16 protein-coding genes and 1 pseudogene are annotated in these 15,083 nt (G+C 44.7%); 13 read left to right on the forward strand and 4 right to left on the reverse strand.

Annotated features, from left to right (window positions below; translation table 11 throughout):
* The first annotated feature begins 86 nt into the window (after window positions 1–86).
* The 10 genes and pseudogenes from R7041_RS14240 to galU all read left to right on the forward strand — a co-directional run bounded on the left by R7041_RS14240 (window position 87) and on the right by galU (window position 9,863).
* Window positions 87–362 carry a helix-turn-helix domain-containing protein gene (locus tag R7041_RS14240; RefSeq protein WP_065274105.1) on the forward strand — a complete coding sequence of 92 codons (276 nt, stop codon included), beginning with the start codon at window positions 87–89 and terminating at the stop codon, window positions 360–362.
* The gene (locus tag R7041_RS14245; RefSeq protein WP_258512413.1) at window positions 355–1,590 is read left to right on the forward strand and encodes a type II toxin-antitoxin system HipA family toxin; all 1,236 of its coding nucleotides are present in this window, start codon (window positions 355–357) and stop codon (window positions 1,588–1,590) included. The genes R7041_RS14240 and R7041_RS14245 overlap by 8 nt, the downstream gene beginning before the upstream one ends.
* A 42-nt stretch (window positions 1,591–1,632) precedes the next feature.
* The gene (locus R7041_RS14250) at window positions 1,633–1,791 is read left to right on the forward strand and encodes a hypothetical protein (protein ID WP_213896859.1); all 159 of its coding nucleotides are present in this window, start codon (window positions 1,633–1,635) and stop codon (window positions 1,789–1,791) included.
* A gap of 20 nt (window positions 1,792–1,811) precedes the next feature.
* Entirely contained in the window at window positions 1,812–2,405 is a 594-nt protein-coding gene (locus R7041_RS14255) for a thrombospondin type 3 repeat-containing protein (protein ID WP_213896860.1), read from the forward strand.
* Between the two features lie 555 nt (window positions 2,406–2,960).
* On the forward strand, window positions 2,961–3,131 hold the full coding sequence (locus R7041_RS14260) for a hypothetical protein (RefSeq protein ID WP_005397970.1): 171 nt from the start codon (window positions 2,961–2,963) through the stop codon (window positions 3,129–3,131).
* The gene (locus R7041_RS14265; RefSeq protein ID WP_213916540.1) at window positions 3,131–3,526 is read left to right on the forward strand and encodes a type II toxin-antitoxin system death-on-curing family toxin; all 396 of its coding nucleotides are present in this window, start codon (window positions 3,131–3,133) and stop codon (window positions 3,524–3,526) included. The genes R7041_RS14260 and R7041_RS14265 overlap by 1 nt, the downstream gene beginning before the upstream one ends.
* A gap of 721 nt (window positions 3,527–4,247) precedes the next feature.
* Window positions 4,248–4,667 (forward strand): annotated as a pseudogene (locus R7041_RS14270) (IS110 family transposase); the annotation flags it as partial.
* 887 nt (window positions 4,668–5,554) lie between these two features.
* Complete coding sequence (locus R7041_RS14275) at window positions 5,555–7,651, forward strand: YjbH domain-containing protein (RefSeq protein WP_258512411.1); 2,097 nt, start codon at window positions 5,555–5,557, stop codon at window positions 7,649–7,651.
* Between the two features lie 97 nt (window positions 7,652–7,748).
* Entirely contained in the window at window positions 7,749–8,915 is a 1,167-nt protein-coding gene (locus R7041_RS14280; protein ID WP_005397963.1) for a nucleotide sugar dehydrogenase, read from the forward strand.
* Window positions 8,916–8,984: 69 nt separating this feature from the next.
* Entirely contained in the window at window positions 8,985–9,863 is an 879-nt protein-coding gene (gene galU, locus R7041_RS14285; protein ID WP_005397961.1) for a UTP--glucose-1-phosphate uridylyltransferase GalU, read from the forward strand.
* Window positions 9,864–9,962: 99 nt separating this feature from the next.
* Here the strand turns inward: galU and tpiA are convergent, their stop codons facing one another.
* The gene (tpiA, locus tag R7041_RS14290) at window positions 9,963–10,733 is read right to left on the reverse strand and encodes a triose-phosphate isomerase (RefSeq protein ID WP_005384863.1); all 771 of its coding nucleotides are present in this window, start codon (window positions 10,731–10,733) and stop codon (window positions 9,963–9,965) included.
* Between the two features lie 269 nt (window positions 10,734–11,002).
* On the opposite strand from tpiA, the gene R7041_RS14295 reads away from it, so the two are divergent.
* The 3 genes from R7041_RS14295 to R7041_RS14305 all read left to right on the forward strand — a co-directional run bounded on the left by R7041_RS14295 (window position 11,003) and on the right by R7041_RS14305 (window position 12,657).
* A complete protein-coding gene (locus tag R7041_RS14295) occupies window positions 11,003–11,350 on the forward strand; it encodes a 5-carboxymethyl-2-hydroxymuconate Delta-isomerase (RefSeq protein WP_005397960.1) in 348 nt (115 codons plus the stop codon).
* 217 nt (window positions 11,351–11,567) lie between these two features.
* Window positions 11,568–11,990 carry a DUF805 domain-containing protein gene (locus R7041_RS14300; protein WP_012841178.1) on the forward strand — a complete coding sequence of 141 codons (423 nt, stop codon included), beginning with the start codon at window positions 11,568–11,570 and terminating at the stop codon, window positions 11,988–11,990.
* A 400-nt stretch (window positions 11,991–12,390) separates the two neighbouring features.
* The gene (locus tag R7041_RS14305; protein WP_374044710.1) at window positions 12,391–12,657 is read left to right on the forward strand and encodes a GIY-YIG nuclease family protein; all 267 of its coding nucleotides are present in this window, start codon (window positions 12,391–12,393) and stop codon (window positions 12,655–12,657) included.
* Here the strand turns inward: R7041_RS14305 and R7041_RS14310 are convergent.
* The 3 genes from R7041_RS14310 to glpX form a co-directional block, all read right to left on the reverse strand.
* Window positions 12,651–13,001 (reverse strand): DUF3135 domain-containing protein, encoded by a 351-nt coding sequence (locus R7041_RS14310; protein WP_048626578.1) that lies wholly within the window; start codon window positions 12,999–13,001, stop codon window positions 12,651–12,653. The genes R7041_RS14305 and R7041_RS14310 overlap by 7 nt on opposite strands.
* 160 nt (window positions 13,002–13,161) lie before the next feature.
* On the reverse strand, window positions 13,162–13,782 hold the full coding sequence (locus R7041_RS14315; protein ID WP_053809483.1) for a helix-turn-helix transcriptional regulator: 621 nt from the start codon (window positions 13,780–13,782) through the stop codon (window positions 13,162–13,164).
* Between the two features lie 386 nt (window positions 13,783–14,168).
* Window positions 14,169–15,083, reverse strand: a 915-nt coding sequence (gene glpX / locus R7041_RS14320) for a class II fructose-bisphosphatase (protein WP_318128650.1), incomplete at its 5' end; no start/stop codon positions are given.

Consider the following 15,083-nt stretch of genomic DNA (forward strand, 5'->3'; position numbering starts at 1 on the left):
TATTACCTTATATTTGCTACAATAATAGCAATAAAACCATAATTGGTGCTATAATCGATATCATGGTAGCAACTTACGAGGCATGTATGTTATCTCTTTATACCGCTTATGATTTGCAAATGGATCTCAAAGAGTTTATCAAGTCCGCTCGGAAAAAAGATAAACTCAGTGTTCAGAAGATGGCCGATCTCTCTGGCGTGCCTTACGCAACGATCCGAAAGTTTGAGTCATCTGGCAACATCTCATTGCGTCAGTTCCTCATGCTGTATGAGACAGTCGGTGACTTGAAAAAAGTGAAAGAGCTGACAAAGTCGTCTGAGCCTGAATTTAAATCAATAGAGGATGTGCTTCGACGTGCTTAAATCAGCCCTAACCGTAAAACGAACGCTTAGCACAGGTGAAAAGGTACTTGTCGGCAAGCTCGTTGAAAATAGTAAGCAAAGCTTCTTTCAATTTGATGAGGCTTATTTAGGCGCTCACTCAACCTCTCTGGCTCCGTTCAATTTAAAGGCTGATACAAGCCTGCAAGTTGCGCCTAGAGAACCGCATTACGGCATTCATGGGGTTTTTGGAGATAGTCTCCCTGATGGTTGGGGTCTTTATCTCATGGATCGTGTATTTAGACAGAACGATCATAACCCAAAGGAAGTTACCGCCCTAGAGCGTTTGGCTTACCTAGGTGACAGATGTATGGGGGCGTTGAGTTATGAGCCTGAATTAGATTTACTTGATGAGCCTAAGGAGTCAATTGATATCATTACCCTTGGCCGAGCTGCGATTGAAGAGTTTGAAGGCACCGAGTCTGCTTTGCTCGAGCACTTGATGAATACTGGAGGATCGGGTGGTGCTAGGCCCAAGATGAACGTTACACGTTTATCGAATGGGCAATATTCAACATTAGATGACGCACTAGGAACAAAGCTTATCGTAAAGCTGACATCTGAAAAGTTTGACTTGAAGCACTCTGAATCATTAGTCGAATATTGCTACATGCAGATGGCCCGTAATGTCGGCATTGAGGTTCCTGACTTTGATTTAATTGATGCGGGTAATGGACGATTTTGGCTAGAGCAGGAACGATTTGATTGCACCGAGCAAGGCGGTCGAATCCATATGATTTCTGCGTGTGGGTTGTTAGATGCACCGTTTCGAGAGCCTTCTTTGGACTATGTGGATTTAGTTAAAGCTACGCGCATCATGTGTAGTGTCACTGAGTCTCAGAAGCTCATTAAGCGCTGCATATTTAATTACCTAACGGTTAATCAAGATGATCACAGTAAGAACTTCAGTTTCCTTGCCAGTGACGCCGATAACTGGACGCTATCGCCTTTCTACGACATTGTTTACAGCCCTAACCCTTACAAAGAGCATATGACGGCATTTGGTGGTAATGGCCGAACGCCAAAGAGCGCACTAGACCAGTTAGCTGCTCAGTCGGGGGTGTCTTCAAAGAAAGCGATTATGGTTATGGCTGAGGAAATATTTGAAACAACACGCTCGTTTAGTCATGAGGCCAAACATCTGGGCTTGTCACCTAATCTAATCAAGGAGATTGATAAGGATATGGTAGAAAAATTTAAGGCGCTGTAAGTGTAGGATAAATCAAATTCGCCATGGCTTTGTAGACGATAAGTGGATGTAAATGTCGCAGAAGCGATTGATGTGTCTGATGACGTCACTTACAACATTTTATTACACAATGCGGTTGTCTTCACTAATCCACAAGTGACGGCGACTGACAATGGTATTGTGGATGGATATACGGCGATCATTGAACCTGTAGCGCCATAACGTTTGAAGGCGATTATGAAATGGGGGGAGTGACAGACACGTCATACTGCCCGGCTTGTATCATTCAACTGTACGTAGCGTGGTACGATCCAGCCGCAGAAAATGGCGCGACTCCGGTCAATTTAGGCTTGTGGTCTGGTCAGACGCGGACAGTGGGTAGCCCAATTTCTACAAGGCAAGGCGCTCCTTCTGGGCATTTCACTTTTGAGTCTTTTGCACCGACAGAGGCGGGCATTTATTATGTGAGTGCGGGGCGCTCTCTACAACATGACTTTATTCCTACCGCTACGGGGTGGCTTGGAAATGACACAGAAACAGGCGAACTGGACTTTGCGTCCTTTATGATCACCATGACGAACGATTTTGATTCAGATGGTATTCTGAATGATCAAGACCAATGTCCCAATACGCCACTCGGCTCGGTCGTGAATGGTGATGGATGCGCGATTGAGCAATTGGTGCAATGTGATGATAAATGGAAAAATCATGGCCAATACGTGTCAACCGTGGCTCAGACCGCGAATAGTTTTGCCGCGGATGGTTTTATAACGGAACCAGAAAAGGGTGCCATTGTCGCCACAGCAGCTCAGTCAAGGTGTGGTAAAAAAAAGTAGGGTCATTCCCGTCACCGTCAAAACCCCAGCCGCCATGCTGGGGTTTTCTTGTGTTAGCGTGAGGAATGGAGGGAAGGGCAGACGGGCCGAGGTAGCAGAGGTTGGCTCGCCATGATCCCGCCGTGCTGCCCTACTGGCGTAAGCCAACGCGTCAAACCAGCCAGGCGATCCCGGCAGACGGGGCGCATGAGACAAGCGAATGCATTGGGTGGCGACAAGGTAATACTGTCTCAATGTGCGCGGCGAAGGCCGGTGAGTGTCTCATGGCGGGTCGCCGATCTGGCCTGAGCGCCGCGCGAAGTAGCGGCCCAGTGATGACGGGGCTTCTGGCCCAATAGGCGGCACTCTTTTTATTTTAATTTAAGTTCCTGTTTCTATAGATTTTAATTTGATCGAAAACGTCTCATTTTCGTGATCCTTTCGATCAACTGTCTCAGGTGATTTTTTATACCATGCTATCTTGGCGATGGTTAAGTAGGGTTAAAAAGCCTTAGGGCATCGAAGGAAAAACGGTAGTATAATGAAGAGATAGAAGTCGTATGGAGAGAAGGTTTCATGAGCAAAGACTTGTCAGCCTATGGAGTGCCACAGGTAAAAAGACCGAAAGTAAAAGCGACCAAGCAGTTAGACTTGAGTGGGATGCAGGGGCGTCAAATTGTGCGTTCTGAAGCCAAGTTAGCGCTAAGAACGCATCGTAAGACATTCACGAAATTAGCGGATATGTGATGGATATCATCTGTTTTCCATTCGAGCGAGTGATTGAAATAAATTCGTTTATTTTAGCGACTGAGCCAGGTATGCAGGGAGAGGTGGATATACCAAAGCTGCAAGGTGCATTGGGTCGAATTGACAATGCGATCGCGTATGATGGTCTGGAAGATGTCTTTGATATTGCATCAAAGTATGCGGCAAGTATTGCCATCGCTCACGCCCTACCTGATGCAAATAAACGCACGGGGCTGATGGTCGCGCTTGAATACTTATCACTTAATGAGTTTGAAATTGTCATCGACAACGCCTTACTTGCTGATGCCGTCAGAGATCTTTTGCTTGGTGTATTAACCGAAGCGGATTTCGCGGATATTTTGTATGCACAATACGCGGCGGGGCTTGAGTGTTGAGTCAGAATTGATCCTGAGGAGATCGTTGATATTGAACTTCATCGCAGGAGCAAGGCAGATATTTTTTAGTTCACTCCCAATAACGGCACAATCGGTGCCCATCGCCTCTGAGCCCAGGCCATCCCTGATCTTAGCCTGAGCACGTGCCGACCTCATCGCATCGGTGGCAAGGTGAACCCAAAATAGGGGCTGACTTTGCGTTTTGGCAAACCGAACCCAAAATAAGGCCTGACTCTGCGGTCTGACAAACTGAACCCAAAAATAGGGCGGACTTTCACTCTCTAGAGGTATTCGTCTCTACCAAATTTCACTCTTTATTAGGGTTAACGTATACATTGTTGATATTTTGCTCGTATTTTTTGCTGGCGATCTGTGGCAAAACGTCGTGTGAGAACTCTATCCTCGGAAAAGGGGGCGATACGGGAACCGGACTTTGGCGCCAATATCCCTTGAAACATCAGCGTATGGGAACTGCACATTGCGCTCACTATCGATCGACGGTACAGGAAATGCGGGCTAATTAAGTTTGTCGTGACGAAGACTGTAGCAACAACTTGTCAAGATCCCCCTCTGTTTACCCAGGATGGTAATGAATATCGTCAGGGGGACAGTAAAGCGAACAGTGGCGATAACCTAAGGCTTTGATGTGATGGACGCACCTCCCTTCTAGCACCGTTGTATCAAACTAATGGTGCAACCAGTAAGAGCAGGAGTAATCATCATGTCTATTAAAGTTGTCGGTATCGATATAGCCAAAAACCTCTTTCAAGTATGCGTGTTGAGTTCTGATGGACAAATCTTGTCAAACCGAAAGGTAAAGCGTGACAAGCTTCTTGATACAGTCCGGCAATTACCAGAGAAAACGGCTATTGCGATGGAATCATGCGCAACTTCGCATCATTGGGGCAGAATATTTCAAGAGCTTGGACATAGCGTAGCTCTTATCCCAGCTCAGCATGTAAAGCCATTTGTTGGGCGGCAAAAGAACGATGCTAATGATGCGAGAGCAATTTACGAAGCATTTTCTAGGCCTGATATTCATTTTGTTCCTGTTAAGTCTGTTGAGCAACAAGACCTCAAGGCTATACGCAGTGTCCGTAAACGCTTGGTGGAGAACAGAACTGCCTTGTCGAACCAGATCGGAACGCTCCGCAATCGGGATGAAAATATCGGGTGACATTGCTTGATTAGGTTCTGATGGTGTCAACCGAGGAGAGCCTCACATGCGAGCTATCGCTCGGTTTTAACGTCGAACTCGGGGGAAACCAGCTTAAACTCATCACGACGCAAAGAGTAGCGAAGTTGTGATGAAAGTGTCCGTTGTTGCAGTGCTTGGTTGAGGGACGAGGTATAGAACTCATAACGGTTCCGTCTCGCTTTCTTCGCTTGCTACATCGCGGTATCGGCATTTTTAATAGAGCCTCTTTGTTGCCGCCGTAGTGCGGATAGATACTGATGCCAACGCTGGCCGTGAGAAATACATCTTCATCGCAGAGGGCAAGGCTTTGGCGAAACGTTCGAACTACTTTATTTGCAACGATGTGAACGTCGTCCGTGCATTAGAACCCGTGCTGCTCCCAACAAATTGAACCTTCAAGTCTTAAGCGGTGTTACGAAAAATGAGGTATTCACATACTTATTTAGCATCCTCAATGGAGATGGAGTGAGAAGAAAGTTCGTAATTTGTGATGAGGCGCCGAATTGAAATTCTAACTGATCTAGTAAAGATAGGTTAGCATGACATCGATATCACTTGAGTTTGCTCCATATCATCTGATCTAACGCACTCAGTTCACGGTGAGCGAACATCAAAGCCGCTCTCAGCATAAAATAATGTAGCAATATGTGTATTGGAAGAGCTATGTTTACTAGGCAAATATGTCTCTTTCGAGGCTATTTGTGTGGAAGTTTTTATATCAAGCTTGGTTGCTAGCTTTGGTTAGACAGCGCATTAATTAAAATGAAACTTGATGCAAATGTAAAGTTAATGAAAAATAAGTATTTTAAACTTCAGTAGTGGCATGACCAATGATAAAAATGATAACTGTGAGGGCTGTGGCATGTTCATTGCCTTTTTATGTGGGGATAGCAAAGGCAACTGAACAATTAGAGCGCTTCCCCTCCAATCAGAGCTTTACCGGCTTGACTTTTACACCTAATGCTCAAGTGAAAGAGTATGGCAACTTTGGTGTATCTTTTGCCCAAGGGCGCCCTTGGCTTGACGAGGTGCAAGGTTTAGATTCTATCAAAGTATCTTTCGGCCTCATTGAAGGGTTAGAGGCTCACGGTAGTATCGTTACTTATGATTATAACTCGAACTGTTTTAAAACAGGCTGTGGCGGTATTCGAGATTTATCACTATCACTGAAGTATCAGGTTCCCAATTTTTGGGGGAATGAGAACTTAGATTTTGCTTTAGGTATGCAAGATGTCGGTGGTGCTGCAACTAAGCTCATGACTAATTTTGCCGTCGCTGATTATACGTTTAATGCACTTCCCTTAAGGGTTTCTGCTGGTTTCGGTCAGTCAGAAGAGCGTTTGATGGGTGTTCTAGATGGCCCTTTTGGTGGCTTTGAATACCAACCTTTTGACTTTGTTCAACTAGTAGGAGAGTACGATTCAGTAGAATTCAACTCTTCTATAAAAGTGTTTACTCCCGATAATTTACTGCCTAATGATATAACTGCCTCATTAAGCTACCAGATTTATTCTGGTCATGAATCGGATGGTTCAAGCGTTTGGAGTGCTGCACTCTCGATGCCATTGATAACGGAATACTCTCGCGACTACGCGAAGAATAATATGACGTTAATGGATCGTTTAGTCGTTGAGCAAAACAAAGCGCAACAAGCGTCAATTTCCTCTTTGGTTAGTGCGTTAAAAAATGAAGGCTTCGTTAATGTTCAAGTGGGCGTATCAAATGACAAAGTTGTAGTCGCTTTAGAAAACCGTCGCTACAACCATAATCAAGTTGACGGACTAGGTGTCGCTCTGGGTATTGTTTCGAGCCATTTAGGTCAAAATGCGGCGCAAGATATAGGTGCTGCATCGGATCAATTTGAACTTGTGATGCTTGCCAACCAAAAACCAGTGGTCAGCGTTTTGTCTGACGCTAACTGTTACCAAAGTTTTGTCAATGGTAGCGCAGCTTGTGATGACATTCAGTTTATCACGCGCGATTTACCGGAAAGATTAGACATGGTTGATTGGAAAACGGAGCGAGTTAATTCAGGCACTTTAGATTCGCAGATCGTGCTTTCTCCTATGGTAAGGCATGGTTTTGCAACCGAGTACGGTGTGTATGATTACTCTTTTGCTATGTCTAGCAACTTATACACCTACCTATGGTCTGGCGCGGCAATTGATGTTCGTCATATTTTACCTTTAGCAGAAAGTGACGATTTTGAAGAAGGTGGGTATTTCGAAGACAGCGCGTACGAGAACGAGATTGAGCGTGCAATGGTGCATCAGTTCTTCCGTTTACCATATGTCGATATTGCTAACCAGGTCTCTCTAGGCTTGGTTAAGTCGGATTATATCGGTGCGCGCAGCGAATCAGCTTGGTTCTCTCAATCGGGCAACCATGAGTTGGGGCTAGAGATGAGCTACTTCCAACATCAAGACGAAAAAGACAAAAATGGTTATGCGAATCCAGACCGACAAACCTTTTTAACTCGTTATACATTCTCTATGCCGGAGTGGGATTGGCAGTTTAATGCAACTGCTGGCGAGTTTTGGAAGGGGGATGTCGGCGCAAAATTCACGACCTCACATTGGTTTGAAGATATAGAAGTATCAGCAAGTTATCAGGTGACAAAGTTTAATGATACAGACGAAGAGCAGTTTGTCACTGTGTCAGTAAAACTGCCATTAACGCCATGGCGCGATATGTCGCCGGGAGTGATACAAGTTCGTGGTAACGAGGCTTATGATTTCAACGTTACGACACGGGTTGGTAATGATGCTAACCATTTAGCGGCAGGCCAGGGTGATGAACTCGTAATGGATAATAGTATGCTTCGTCGCTACTTTAACCGAGGCCGTTATGGTCAAGAGTACTTTGAGCAGAACAAGCTGCGTATCCGCAACGCTTATTTGCGTTACTTGGGTACTCAATTGAATTAAGTTGTGTTGCTAGTTAGGCTTTGAGTTAATCACTGTACTCTACCGAGAGTGCAGGTGTTTTGATATGCTAGCGTCAGTTAAATAATAGGAAATAAAAATGAAAATTGCTGTAGCAGGCACGGGCTACGTCGGTTTGTCCAATGCCATGTTATTGTCACAAAACCATGAGGTTGTGGCGGTTGATATTATCCAAGAAAAAGTGGACTTGTTGAACGACAAGAAGTCTCCAATTGTTGATGCGGAAATCGAACATTTTCTTGCAAACAAAGAGCTCAACTTTGTCGCGACGCTAGATAAAGAGCTGGCTTACAAAGGCGCAGAGTTTGTTGTTATTGCCACACCAACGGATTATGACCCTCAAACGAACTACTTTAATACTTCTTCAGTTGAAGCAGTGATTAAAGATGTGATGGCAATTAATCCAGATGCGGTTATGGTGATTAAGTCGACTGTACCTGTGGGTTATACTGCGCGTATTAAAGAGGAGCTCGGTTGTCAGAATGTTATGTTCTCTCCAGAGTTTCTTCGTGAAGGTAAAGCTCTTTACGATAACCTACACCCGTCTCGCATTATCGTTGGTGAGCGTAGCGAACGTGCAGAGAAGTTCGCTAATCTTTTAGTTGAAGGTGCGGTAAAAGAAGACATCTCGGTTTTGTTTACTGACTCTACAGAAGCCGAAGCGGTTAAGTTGTTCTCAAACACATATCTTGCGATGCGCGTGGCTTACTTCAATGAACTGGATTCTTATGCTGAAGCACATAACCTTGATGCGCGCCAAATTATTGAAGGTGTAGGCTTAGACCCTCGTATTGGCAATCACTACAACAATCCGTCATTCGGTTATGGTGGTTACTGCTTACCAAAAGATACAAAGCAATTGTTAGCAAACTACCAAGAAGTTCCTAATAACATTATTGGTGCAATCGTTGATGCGAACCGCACTCGTAAAGATTTTGTCGCAGAGTCTATTCTCAAGCGAGAACCAAAAGTTGTGGGCATTTACCGCTTAATTATGAAAGCTGGTTCAGATAACTTCCGCGCTTCGTCTATTCAAGGCATTATGAAGCGTATTAAGGCAAAAGGTATCGAAGTCGTGGTGTATGAGCCAGTACTTAAGGAAGATGAGTTCTTCCACTCTGCCGTTATCCGCGATATTGAAGAGTTCAAACAAATGTCAGATGTCATTGTTTCTAACCGCATGGTTGAGGAACTTGCTGATGTGGCTGATAAAGTTTACACCCGTGACCTGTTTGGTAGCGATTAATTCGTCTTTATATTCAAAATAATATAACAGGCTCCCTCAGAGGAGCCTTTTTTTAGTTGGTAATGGTTTATGATTAAAAAATGTTTATTCCCTGCTGCGGGTTACGGTACACGTTTTCTTCCTGCAACTAAGTCGATGCCGAAAGAAATGATGCCAGTGGTGAACAAGCCATTGATTGAATACGGTGTTGAAGAAGCTATTGAAGCCGGTATGGACGGTATGTGCATCGTCACTGGTCGTGGTAAGCACTCGTTAATGGATCACTTTGATAAAAACTACGAGCTAGAGCATCAAATTAGCGGTACAAGTAAAGAAGCGCTGCTTGATGATATTCGTTCTTTGATTGATTCTGCGAGTTACACTTACATCCGTCAGCGTGAAATGAAAGGCTTAGGTCACGCTATTCTTACGGGACGTGAATTGGTCGGTGATGAACCGTTTGCTGTAGTGCTTGCGGATGACCTTTGTGTGAATGAGGACAAAGGCGTTCTAGCGCAAATGGTTGAGCTGTACAAACAGTTCCGCTGTTCAATCGTTGCGGTACAAGAAGTGCCGGAATCAGAAACGCATAAATACGGTGTGATTGCTGGCGAGATGATTAAAGATGATATCTTCCGCATTGATAACATGGTTGAAAAGCCAGAGCCAGGTACTGCACCTAGCAATCTAGCGATTATTGGTCGCTACATTCTGACCCCTGATATCTTTGAGCTGATTGAAAATACAGAGCCGGGCAAAGGTGGCGAGATTCAAATCACCGATGCGCTGATGCAACAAGCTCAATCTGGTTGTGTTTTGGCATACAAATTTAAAGGTCAGCGCTTTGATTGCGGTAGTGTAGAAGGCTACATTGAAGCAACAAATTACTGCTACGAGAACCTTTATAAGAAGGATTCCAGTGCGGAGCTCGCGAAAAAACCAACCGTGAAAATTGCTGAGCCAGCATAATTCAGAACTTCCTATCGGTGTACTCCGAGTGGATAACACGCAAACAAAAAGGGATGCATGATGCATCCCTTTGTTATTCTACTCTCAGGAAAAACGAGATTAAGCTTTTGCTTTAGCCGCTGCTTTAGCGATTGCTGCGAAGCTCTTAGCGTCTAGAGAAGCGCCGCCAACTAGAGCACCGTCGATGTCTGGTTGTGAGAAGTAAGCTTCAGCGTTTTCTGGTTTAACAGAACCACCGTATTGGATGATTACTTGTGCTGCAACTGCTTCGTCTTTCGCTGCGATTAGTGCGCGGATAGAAGCGTGGATGCGTTGTGCATCTTCAGCTGTTGCTGCTTTACCAGTACCGATAGCCCAGATTGGTTCGTAAGCGATGATTGCGCCGTTTAGAGCTTCAACACCGTAAGTGTCGATAACTGCGTTGATTTGACGTGCACATACAGCTTCAGTTTCGCCAGCTTCGTTTTGCGCTTCAGATTCACCGATACAGAAAACAGGAGTTAGGCCATTTTCTTTTAGGAAGTTGAATTTCTTAGCGATAAACTCGTCAGATTCGTTGTGGTATTCACGACGCTCTGAGTGACCGATGATGATGTGAGTAGCACCGAAATCTTTCAGCATTTCTGGAGACATATCGCCAGTGAACGCACCGCTGTTGTTTAGATCAGTGTTTTGAGCACCTAGGATGATCTTGTTACCGCCTTCAGCGATTACGCGCTCTGCTAGGTCGATGTAAAGTGCTGGTGGAGCGACTGCTACGTCAACACCTTCAACGCCTTCAAGCTCAGCGTTAAGACCAGTTAGCAGCTCAGTTACCATTGCTTTGCTGCCGTTTAGTTTCCAGTTACCCATCACTACAGGACGACGCATAGGAATATCTCCCTTATCTTTAATGTAAATAGTCAATTAATGTAAAAAATCTACGTAGGAATATAACAGAATAATGTGAACAGATCATGATTGGCGTCATGTCTTGTCCGGCTTTCTTTACTGATTCGACCAAGCAGCGATCCTGTTCTTTTTGTCAAAAGCAATCGATTGGTGATCACGTAGACAGAATGATAGTTCATTCCTCGGAAATTGCTGCTGAGATTGGTATTACTACGCGCTGGAATTAATTGTTGTAGAAAGGAATCAAAATGCCAAATCTCGTTTTAGAGTATTCAAACTCGGTGGAAGAACGCGTCAATGTTCAGGGATTGCTGGAGGATTTACATAAAACGGCGTTAGAGAGTGGTCTTTTTGAACTCGCGTCAGTGAAATCTAGAACGCTCCGGTGCCACAATTGGTTAATTGGGGAAGAGGGCGATAGCCTCGACTTTATCCATATCAACTTTGATTTGTTATCTGGCCGTTCCCAAGAGCAGAAGCGAGAACTGTCACGAGCCTTGATGGCGACTCTTCAAGAGCAAGCCAGTCACGTGCACAGCTTAACGGTCAACATCCGAGACATGGATGTAGACAGTTTCCAGAAGGTAGTGAATTAGGTTGAACAGAGTTTCTTGAGAGTAGCGGGCAGGGTTAAGCACCGTGAGATGCAAGGGAGCTGAAAGCTAATAGGCCTTATCTAGCGTTTATCGTTGCTTCAGCTTAGTCTCGCTCTGCTTGTTATAACGGCACTATTGGCGCTTACACTGCAGGTGTACTTTCCAAACCATATCGACTCGGCTAATCTATAACCTTTCTATTTTGGGGTAAAATTTGATGTCGACTAAAGAGTTACTGTTTTCTTTTCAAGGACGTATAAACCGTAAAACCTACTGGATTTGGAACGTCATTTACTATGTCTCTATTCTAGGTTTTGGTGCTGGAATCAGTAAGCTATTTCCTACTTTCTCCTATTTACTTCTCCCTATTTTCTTGGTGATTTTGTTAATCCCTGATTTGGCGATCACCACCAAGCGTTGGCATGACCGCAACAAATCAATCTATTGGCTAGCACTGAATATTCCGCTGATTATCGGACGAATCGCTACGCCAATGACTAGCCCTGTTGCACAAGAGCCGTCGACACCGCAAATGTTCGTTGCATCCATTTCTCTGATTTGTGGTTTATGGATTCTAATTGAATGTGGCTTCTTAAAGGGGACATCAGGACCAAACCAATATGGCCCTGAGCCTGAGTAATGGCTTTAAGTAACGTGCTCGCTGAAAGTAGATTCTTAGTCTCGCTAGAATGACGAATTCCTTTGGTCTAGGGCTTGCTATTGTAACCGTCATTCTGAACTACGAGGTACGAGCGTGATTCAGAATATATTGTCTGGTTGCGAAGTGGTTAAGGTGAGTGGGTAAGAATAGGAGTTTGCTGTTACTTGATTCTTAGTCTCGCTGAGGCTCGCTAGAATGACGAACTCTTTTGATTTAGAGACTGTTAAAGCCACTGTCATTCTGAACAACGAGGGACGAGCGTGATTCAGAATCTACGCACAGAGCGCTCCGAGTTTGAACTGAGCGATTGAATTACAATGGAAAAGTAACAGCGAATCATGAAGGAGAATGAATCATCGATAGGACACCTTGCGTTTATATCCTAACGTCAAACAACAACGCCGTTCTTTACATTGGTGTTACCAGTCAGCTGCCTCAAAGAATATGGCAGCATAAAAACGGAGTAGTTGAGGGATTTACCAAGAAATACAACGTTCATAAGCTCGTTTACTTTGAGTTATTCGAAGATATGGCAACTGCTATAAACCGAGAAAAGCAGCTCAAACAGTGGAAGCGTGAGTGGAAGTTAGCCTTGGTAAGAGAAACGAACCCTAACTTTCTCGATCTGTCTGCTGAGTATCAGTAAAAATCATCCCTACCTTTAAATGCCTCTAAGCTAACCACATCCGCTTTTTGAGTCGGTGCCGTTTCCCCTTGTAGCGCCGCTCTGAACTTCACGACCTGTTTTTGTAATTCGTTCATCAATACCACATTGGTGTGGTGAGGGTTTTTACACGTGCTGATGACCCGATCGATGTGGCTTTGCTGAGCCCACAGTCTTTCTTGCATGTTTTCTGATGCACTTTCGATCATCTCTTTTGCCATTTCATGACGAAATTGCTCAAAAGCTTCTGGGTCTCGCTCTGCCATTCGAACCATTTCATCGAATGGCGGAAGCGTTTGAGAAGGGTAGTGACGTAGAGTAGACATCGATGCTCTCCAAATCCTTATGGAAATTGCCTTTAGTTACTAAAAGCCTATACCACTAGAAAGAGGTGAGAGGATGAATTCTTCAGCCGTCTCACTTATAAGAGAAGCTTTCAAGCTTGAGATTGAATAAGTGCGACATGTCGATGTTGGGTTGTGATGGTTACTGCAGTTGTTGGATGCGGTAAACGCAGCGTCTTTGGCCGCTAATGATGTGTTCGGTACGCTCTACTTTGGTGTCACGTCCAAGTAAAGACTGAAAGACACTTAATTCTGATTGGCACAAGCTTGGGCAGCGAGTTGCGGCTTTACAAATCGGGCAGTGATTTTCGATCAAGATAAATCCGTTCTCATCTTGCTCAAGCTCGGCCATATAGCCTTCTTGCTCTCTTAGTGTCACAAGAGTTTCTAGTTTGCTTTGCAGAGAGTTGCATTGCTCAAGGTGCTGACGATAACTTTGTAACGTGAGTTTTTCTCTTTCCGATGTGACTTTGTCCAGTCCATCTTTGCCAAAAATATGTTCGACAGCTTCTATAAACTGAATGGTCAACTCACCGTGACGGTCAGCAAATTGCTCATGACCTTTTTGAGTGAGAGACCAATGGCGAGCGGGGCGACCCACTTTGACTTTGACGTCATGAATAGACAGGATGCCATCATCTTCTAAACTCTGCAGGTGCTGACGTGCCCCCATGGTTGTCATACCTAGCTCAGAAGAGAGTTGTTTTGCAGTGACGGAACCATCACGCTTAACGATTTGCAATATCCTATCTACGGTCTTCATATACCCACCATTTATACGTCAGTACATATTATGCGCGATAGGGTTAGTAAAGAAAAGTGTTGACTTAATTTGAGTGTGGATTTGTAAGGGCTATGTTCATATGAGCCAATATACGTCGTCATTCTGAACAGCGAGAAATGAGTGTGCTTCAGAATCTATCGTTCGGTTGTGCAATGGTTATGGTGAGAGGGAGAGAATAGGAGTTTGCTGTTATTAGATTCTTAGTCTCGCTGGAGCTCGCTAGAATGACGAGCTCTTTTGATTTTGAGCTTGCTGTGGTGACCGTCATTCTGAACAACGAGGAACGAGTGTGATTCAGAATCTATTGCCCGGTTGTGCGGAAAGAAAGGCTCAAACTCAGATTAAGCGAGAGCCTCGAGAAATGCTTAAAGAATAATATCACGCACTTCTGGATCTTTACGATCTAAGTAGTGAGTCGATTTGATGCGGCGAATAGTACGGCATCGACCGCGCACGAGCAGCGTTTCTGTGGTCGCTATATTGCCTTGACGAGAGATACCTTCCAGCAAGTCACCTTTAGTGATGCCTGTAGCTGAAAATACCACATTGTCGCTACGAGCCATGTCTTCCATTTTGAGGACAACATTTGCTTTTACGCCCATTTCATCGCAGCGTTTTAGTTCATCTGCACCGTAAATGCGGTTTTCTTCAGTATCGCCTTTTACTTCGTGACGAGGAAGCAGGCGACCGTGCATGTCACCGTCTAGCGCTCGAATTACCGCTGCTGATACTACCCCTTCTGGCGCGCCGCCAATACAGTACATCATGTCCACTTCACTGTCTGGCATACAAGTCAGAATAGAGGCAGCCACGTCACCATCAGGCACCGCAAAGACACGTACGCCCATTGCTTGCATTTCTGCAATAACGTCATCGTGGCGAGGTTTCGCAAGGGTAATAACGACTAGGGTATCAAGTGGCTTGTTCAGGGCTTTTGCTACGTTCTCTAGGTTTTCTTTTAACGGCTTTTCTAAGTCAATTACGCCTTTTGCACCAGGGCCAACAACCAGTTTTTCCATGTACATATCTGGCGCTTTAAGAAAGCTGCCTTTCTCACCTGCGGCAAGTACGGCTAGTGCGTTCGATTGTCCCATTGCCGTCATACGCGTTCCTTCAATCGGGTCGACAGCGATATCCACTTCATCGCCACCAATACCAACTTGCTCTCCAATGTACAGCATTGGCGCATCATCGATTTCACCCTCACCAATGACAATTTCACCACTGATATCTGTTTTGTTCAGTAGCGTGCGCATAACTTCAACAGCTGCGCCATCGGC

Origin of the sequence: Vibrio sp. 1751 (assembly GCF_033339895.1) — a bacterium.
Taxonomy (GTDB): Bacteria; Pseudomonadota; Gammaproteobacteria; order Enterobacterales; family Vibrionaceae; genus Vibrio; species Vibrio alginolyticus.

Coding starts and splice junctions, on each gene's coding strand:
- tpiA (WP_005384863.1), bottom strand. CDS start 10,733: ATGCGTCGTCCTGTAGTGATGGGTAACTGGAAACTAAACGGCAGCAAA.
- R7041_RS14300 (WP_012841178.1), top strand. CDS start 11,568: ATGTCGACTAAAGAGTTACTGTTTTCTTTTCAAGGACGTATAAACCGT.
- R7041_RS14240 (WP_065274105.1), top strand. CDS start 87: ATGTTATCTCTTTATACCGCTTATGATTTGCAAATGGATCTCAAAGAG.
- galU (WP_005397961.1), top strand. CDS start 8,985: ATGATTAAAAAATGTTTATTCCCTGCTGCGGGTTACGGTACACGTTTT.
- R7041_RS14275 (WP_258512411.1), top strand. CDS start 5,555: ATGATAAAAATGATAACTGTGAGGGCTGTGGCATGTTCATTGCCTTTT.
- R7041_RS14280 (WP_005397963.1), top strand. CDS start 7,749: ATGAAAATTGCTGTAGCAGGCACGGGCTACGTCGGTTTGTCCAATGCC.
- R7041_RS14260 (WP_005397970.1), top strand. CDS start 2,961: ATGAGCAAAGACTTGTCAGCCTATGGAGTGCCACAGGTAAAAAGACCG.
- R7041_RS14255 (WP_213896860.1), top strand. CDS start 1,812: ATGGGGGGAGTGACAGACACGTCATACTGCCCGGCTTGTATCATTCAA.
- R7041_RS14315 (WP_053809483.1), bottom strand. CDS start 13,782: ATGAAGACCGTAGATAGGATATTGCAAATCGTTAAGCGTGATGGTTCC.
- R7041_RS14310 (WP_048626578.1), bottom strand. CDS start 13,001: ATGTCTACTCTACGTCACTACCCTTCTCAAACGCTTCCGCCATTCGAT.
- R7041_RS14265 (WP_213916540.1), top strand. CDS start 3,131: ATGGATATCATCTGTTTTCCATTCGAGCGAGTGATTGAAATAAATTCG.
- R7041_RS14295 (WP_005397960.1), top strand. CDS start 11,003: ATGCCAAATCTCGTTTTAGAGTATTCAAACTCGGTGGAAGAACGCGTC.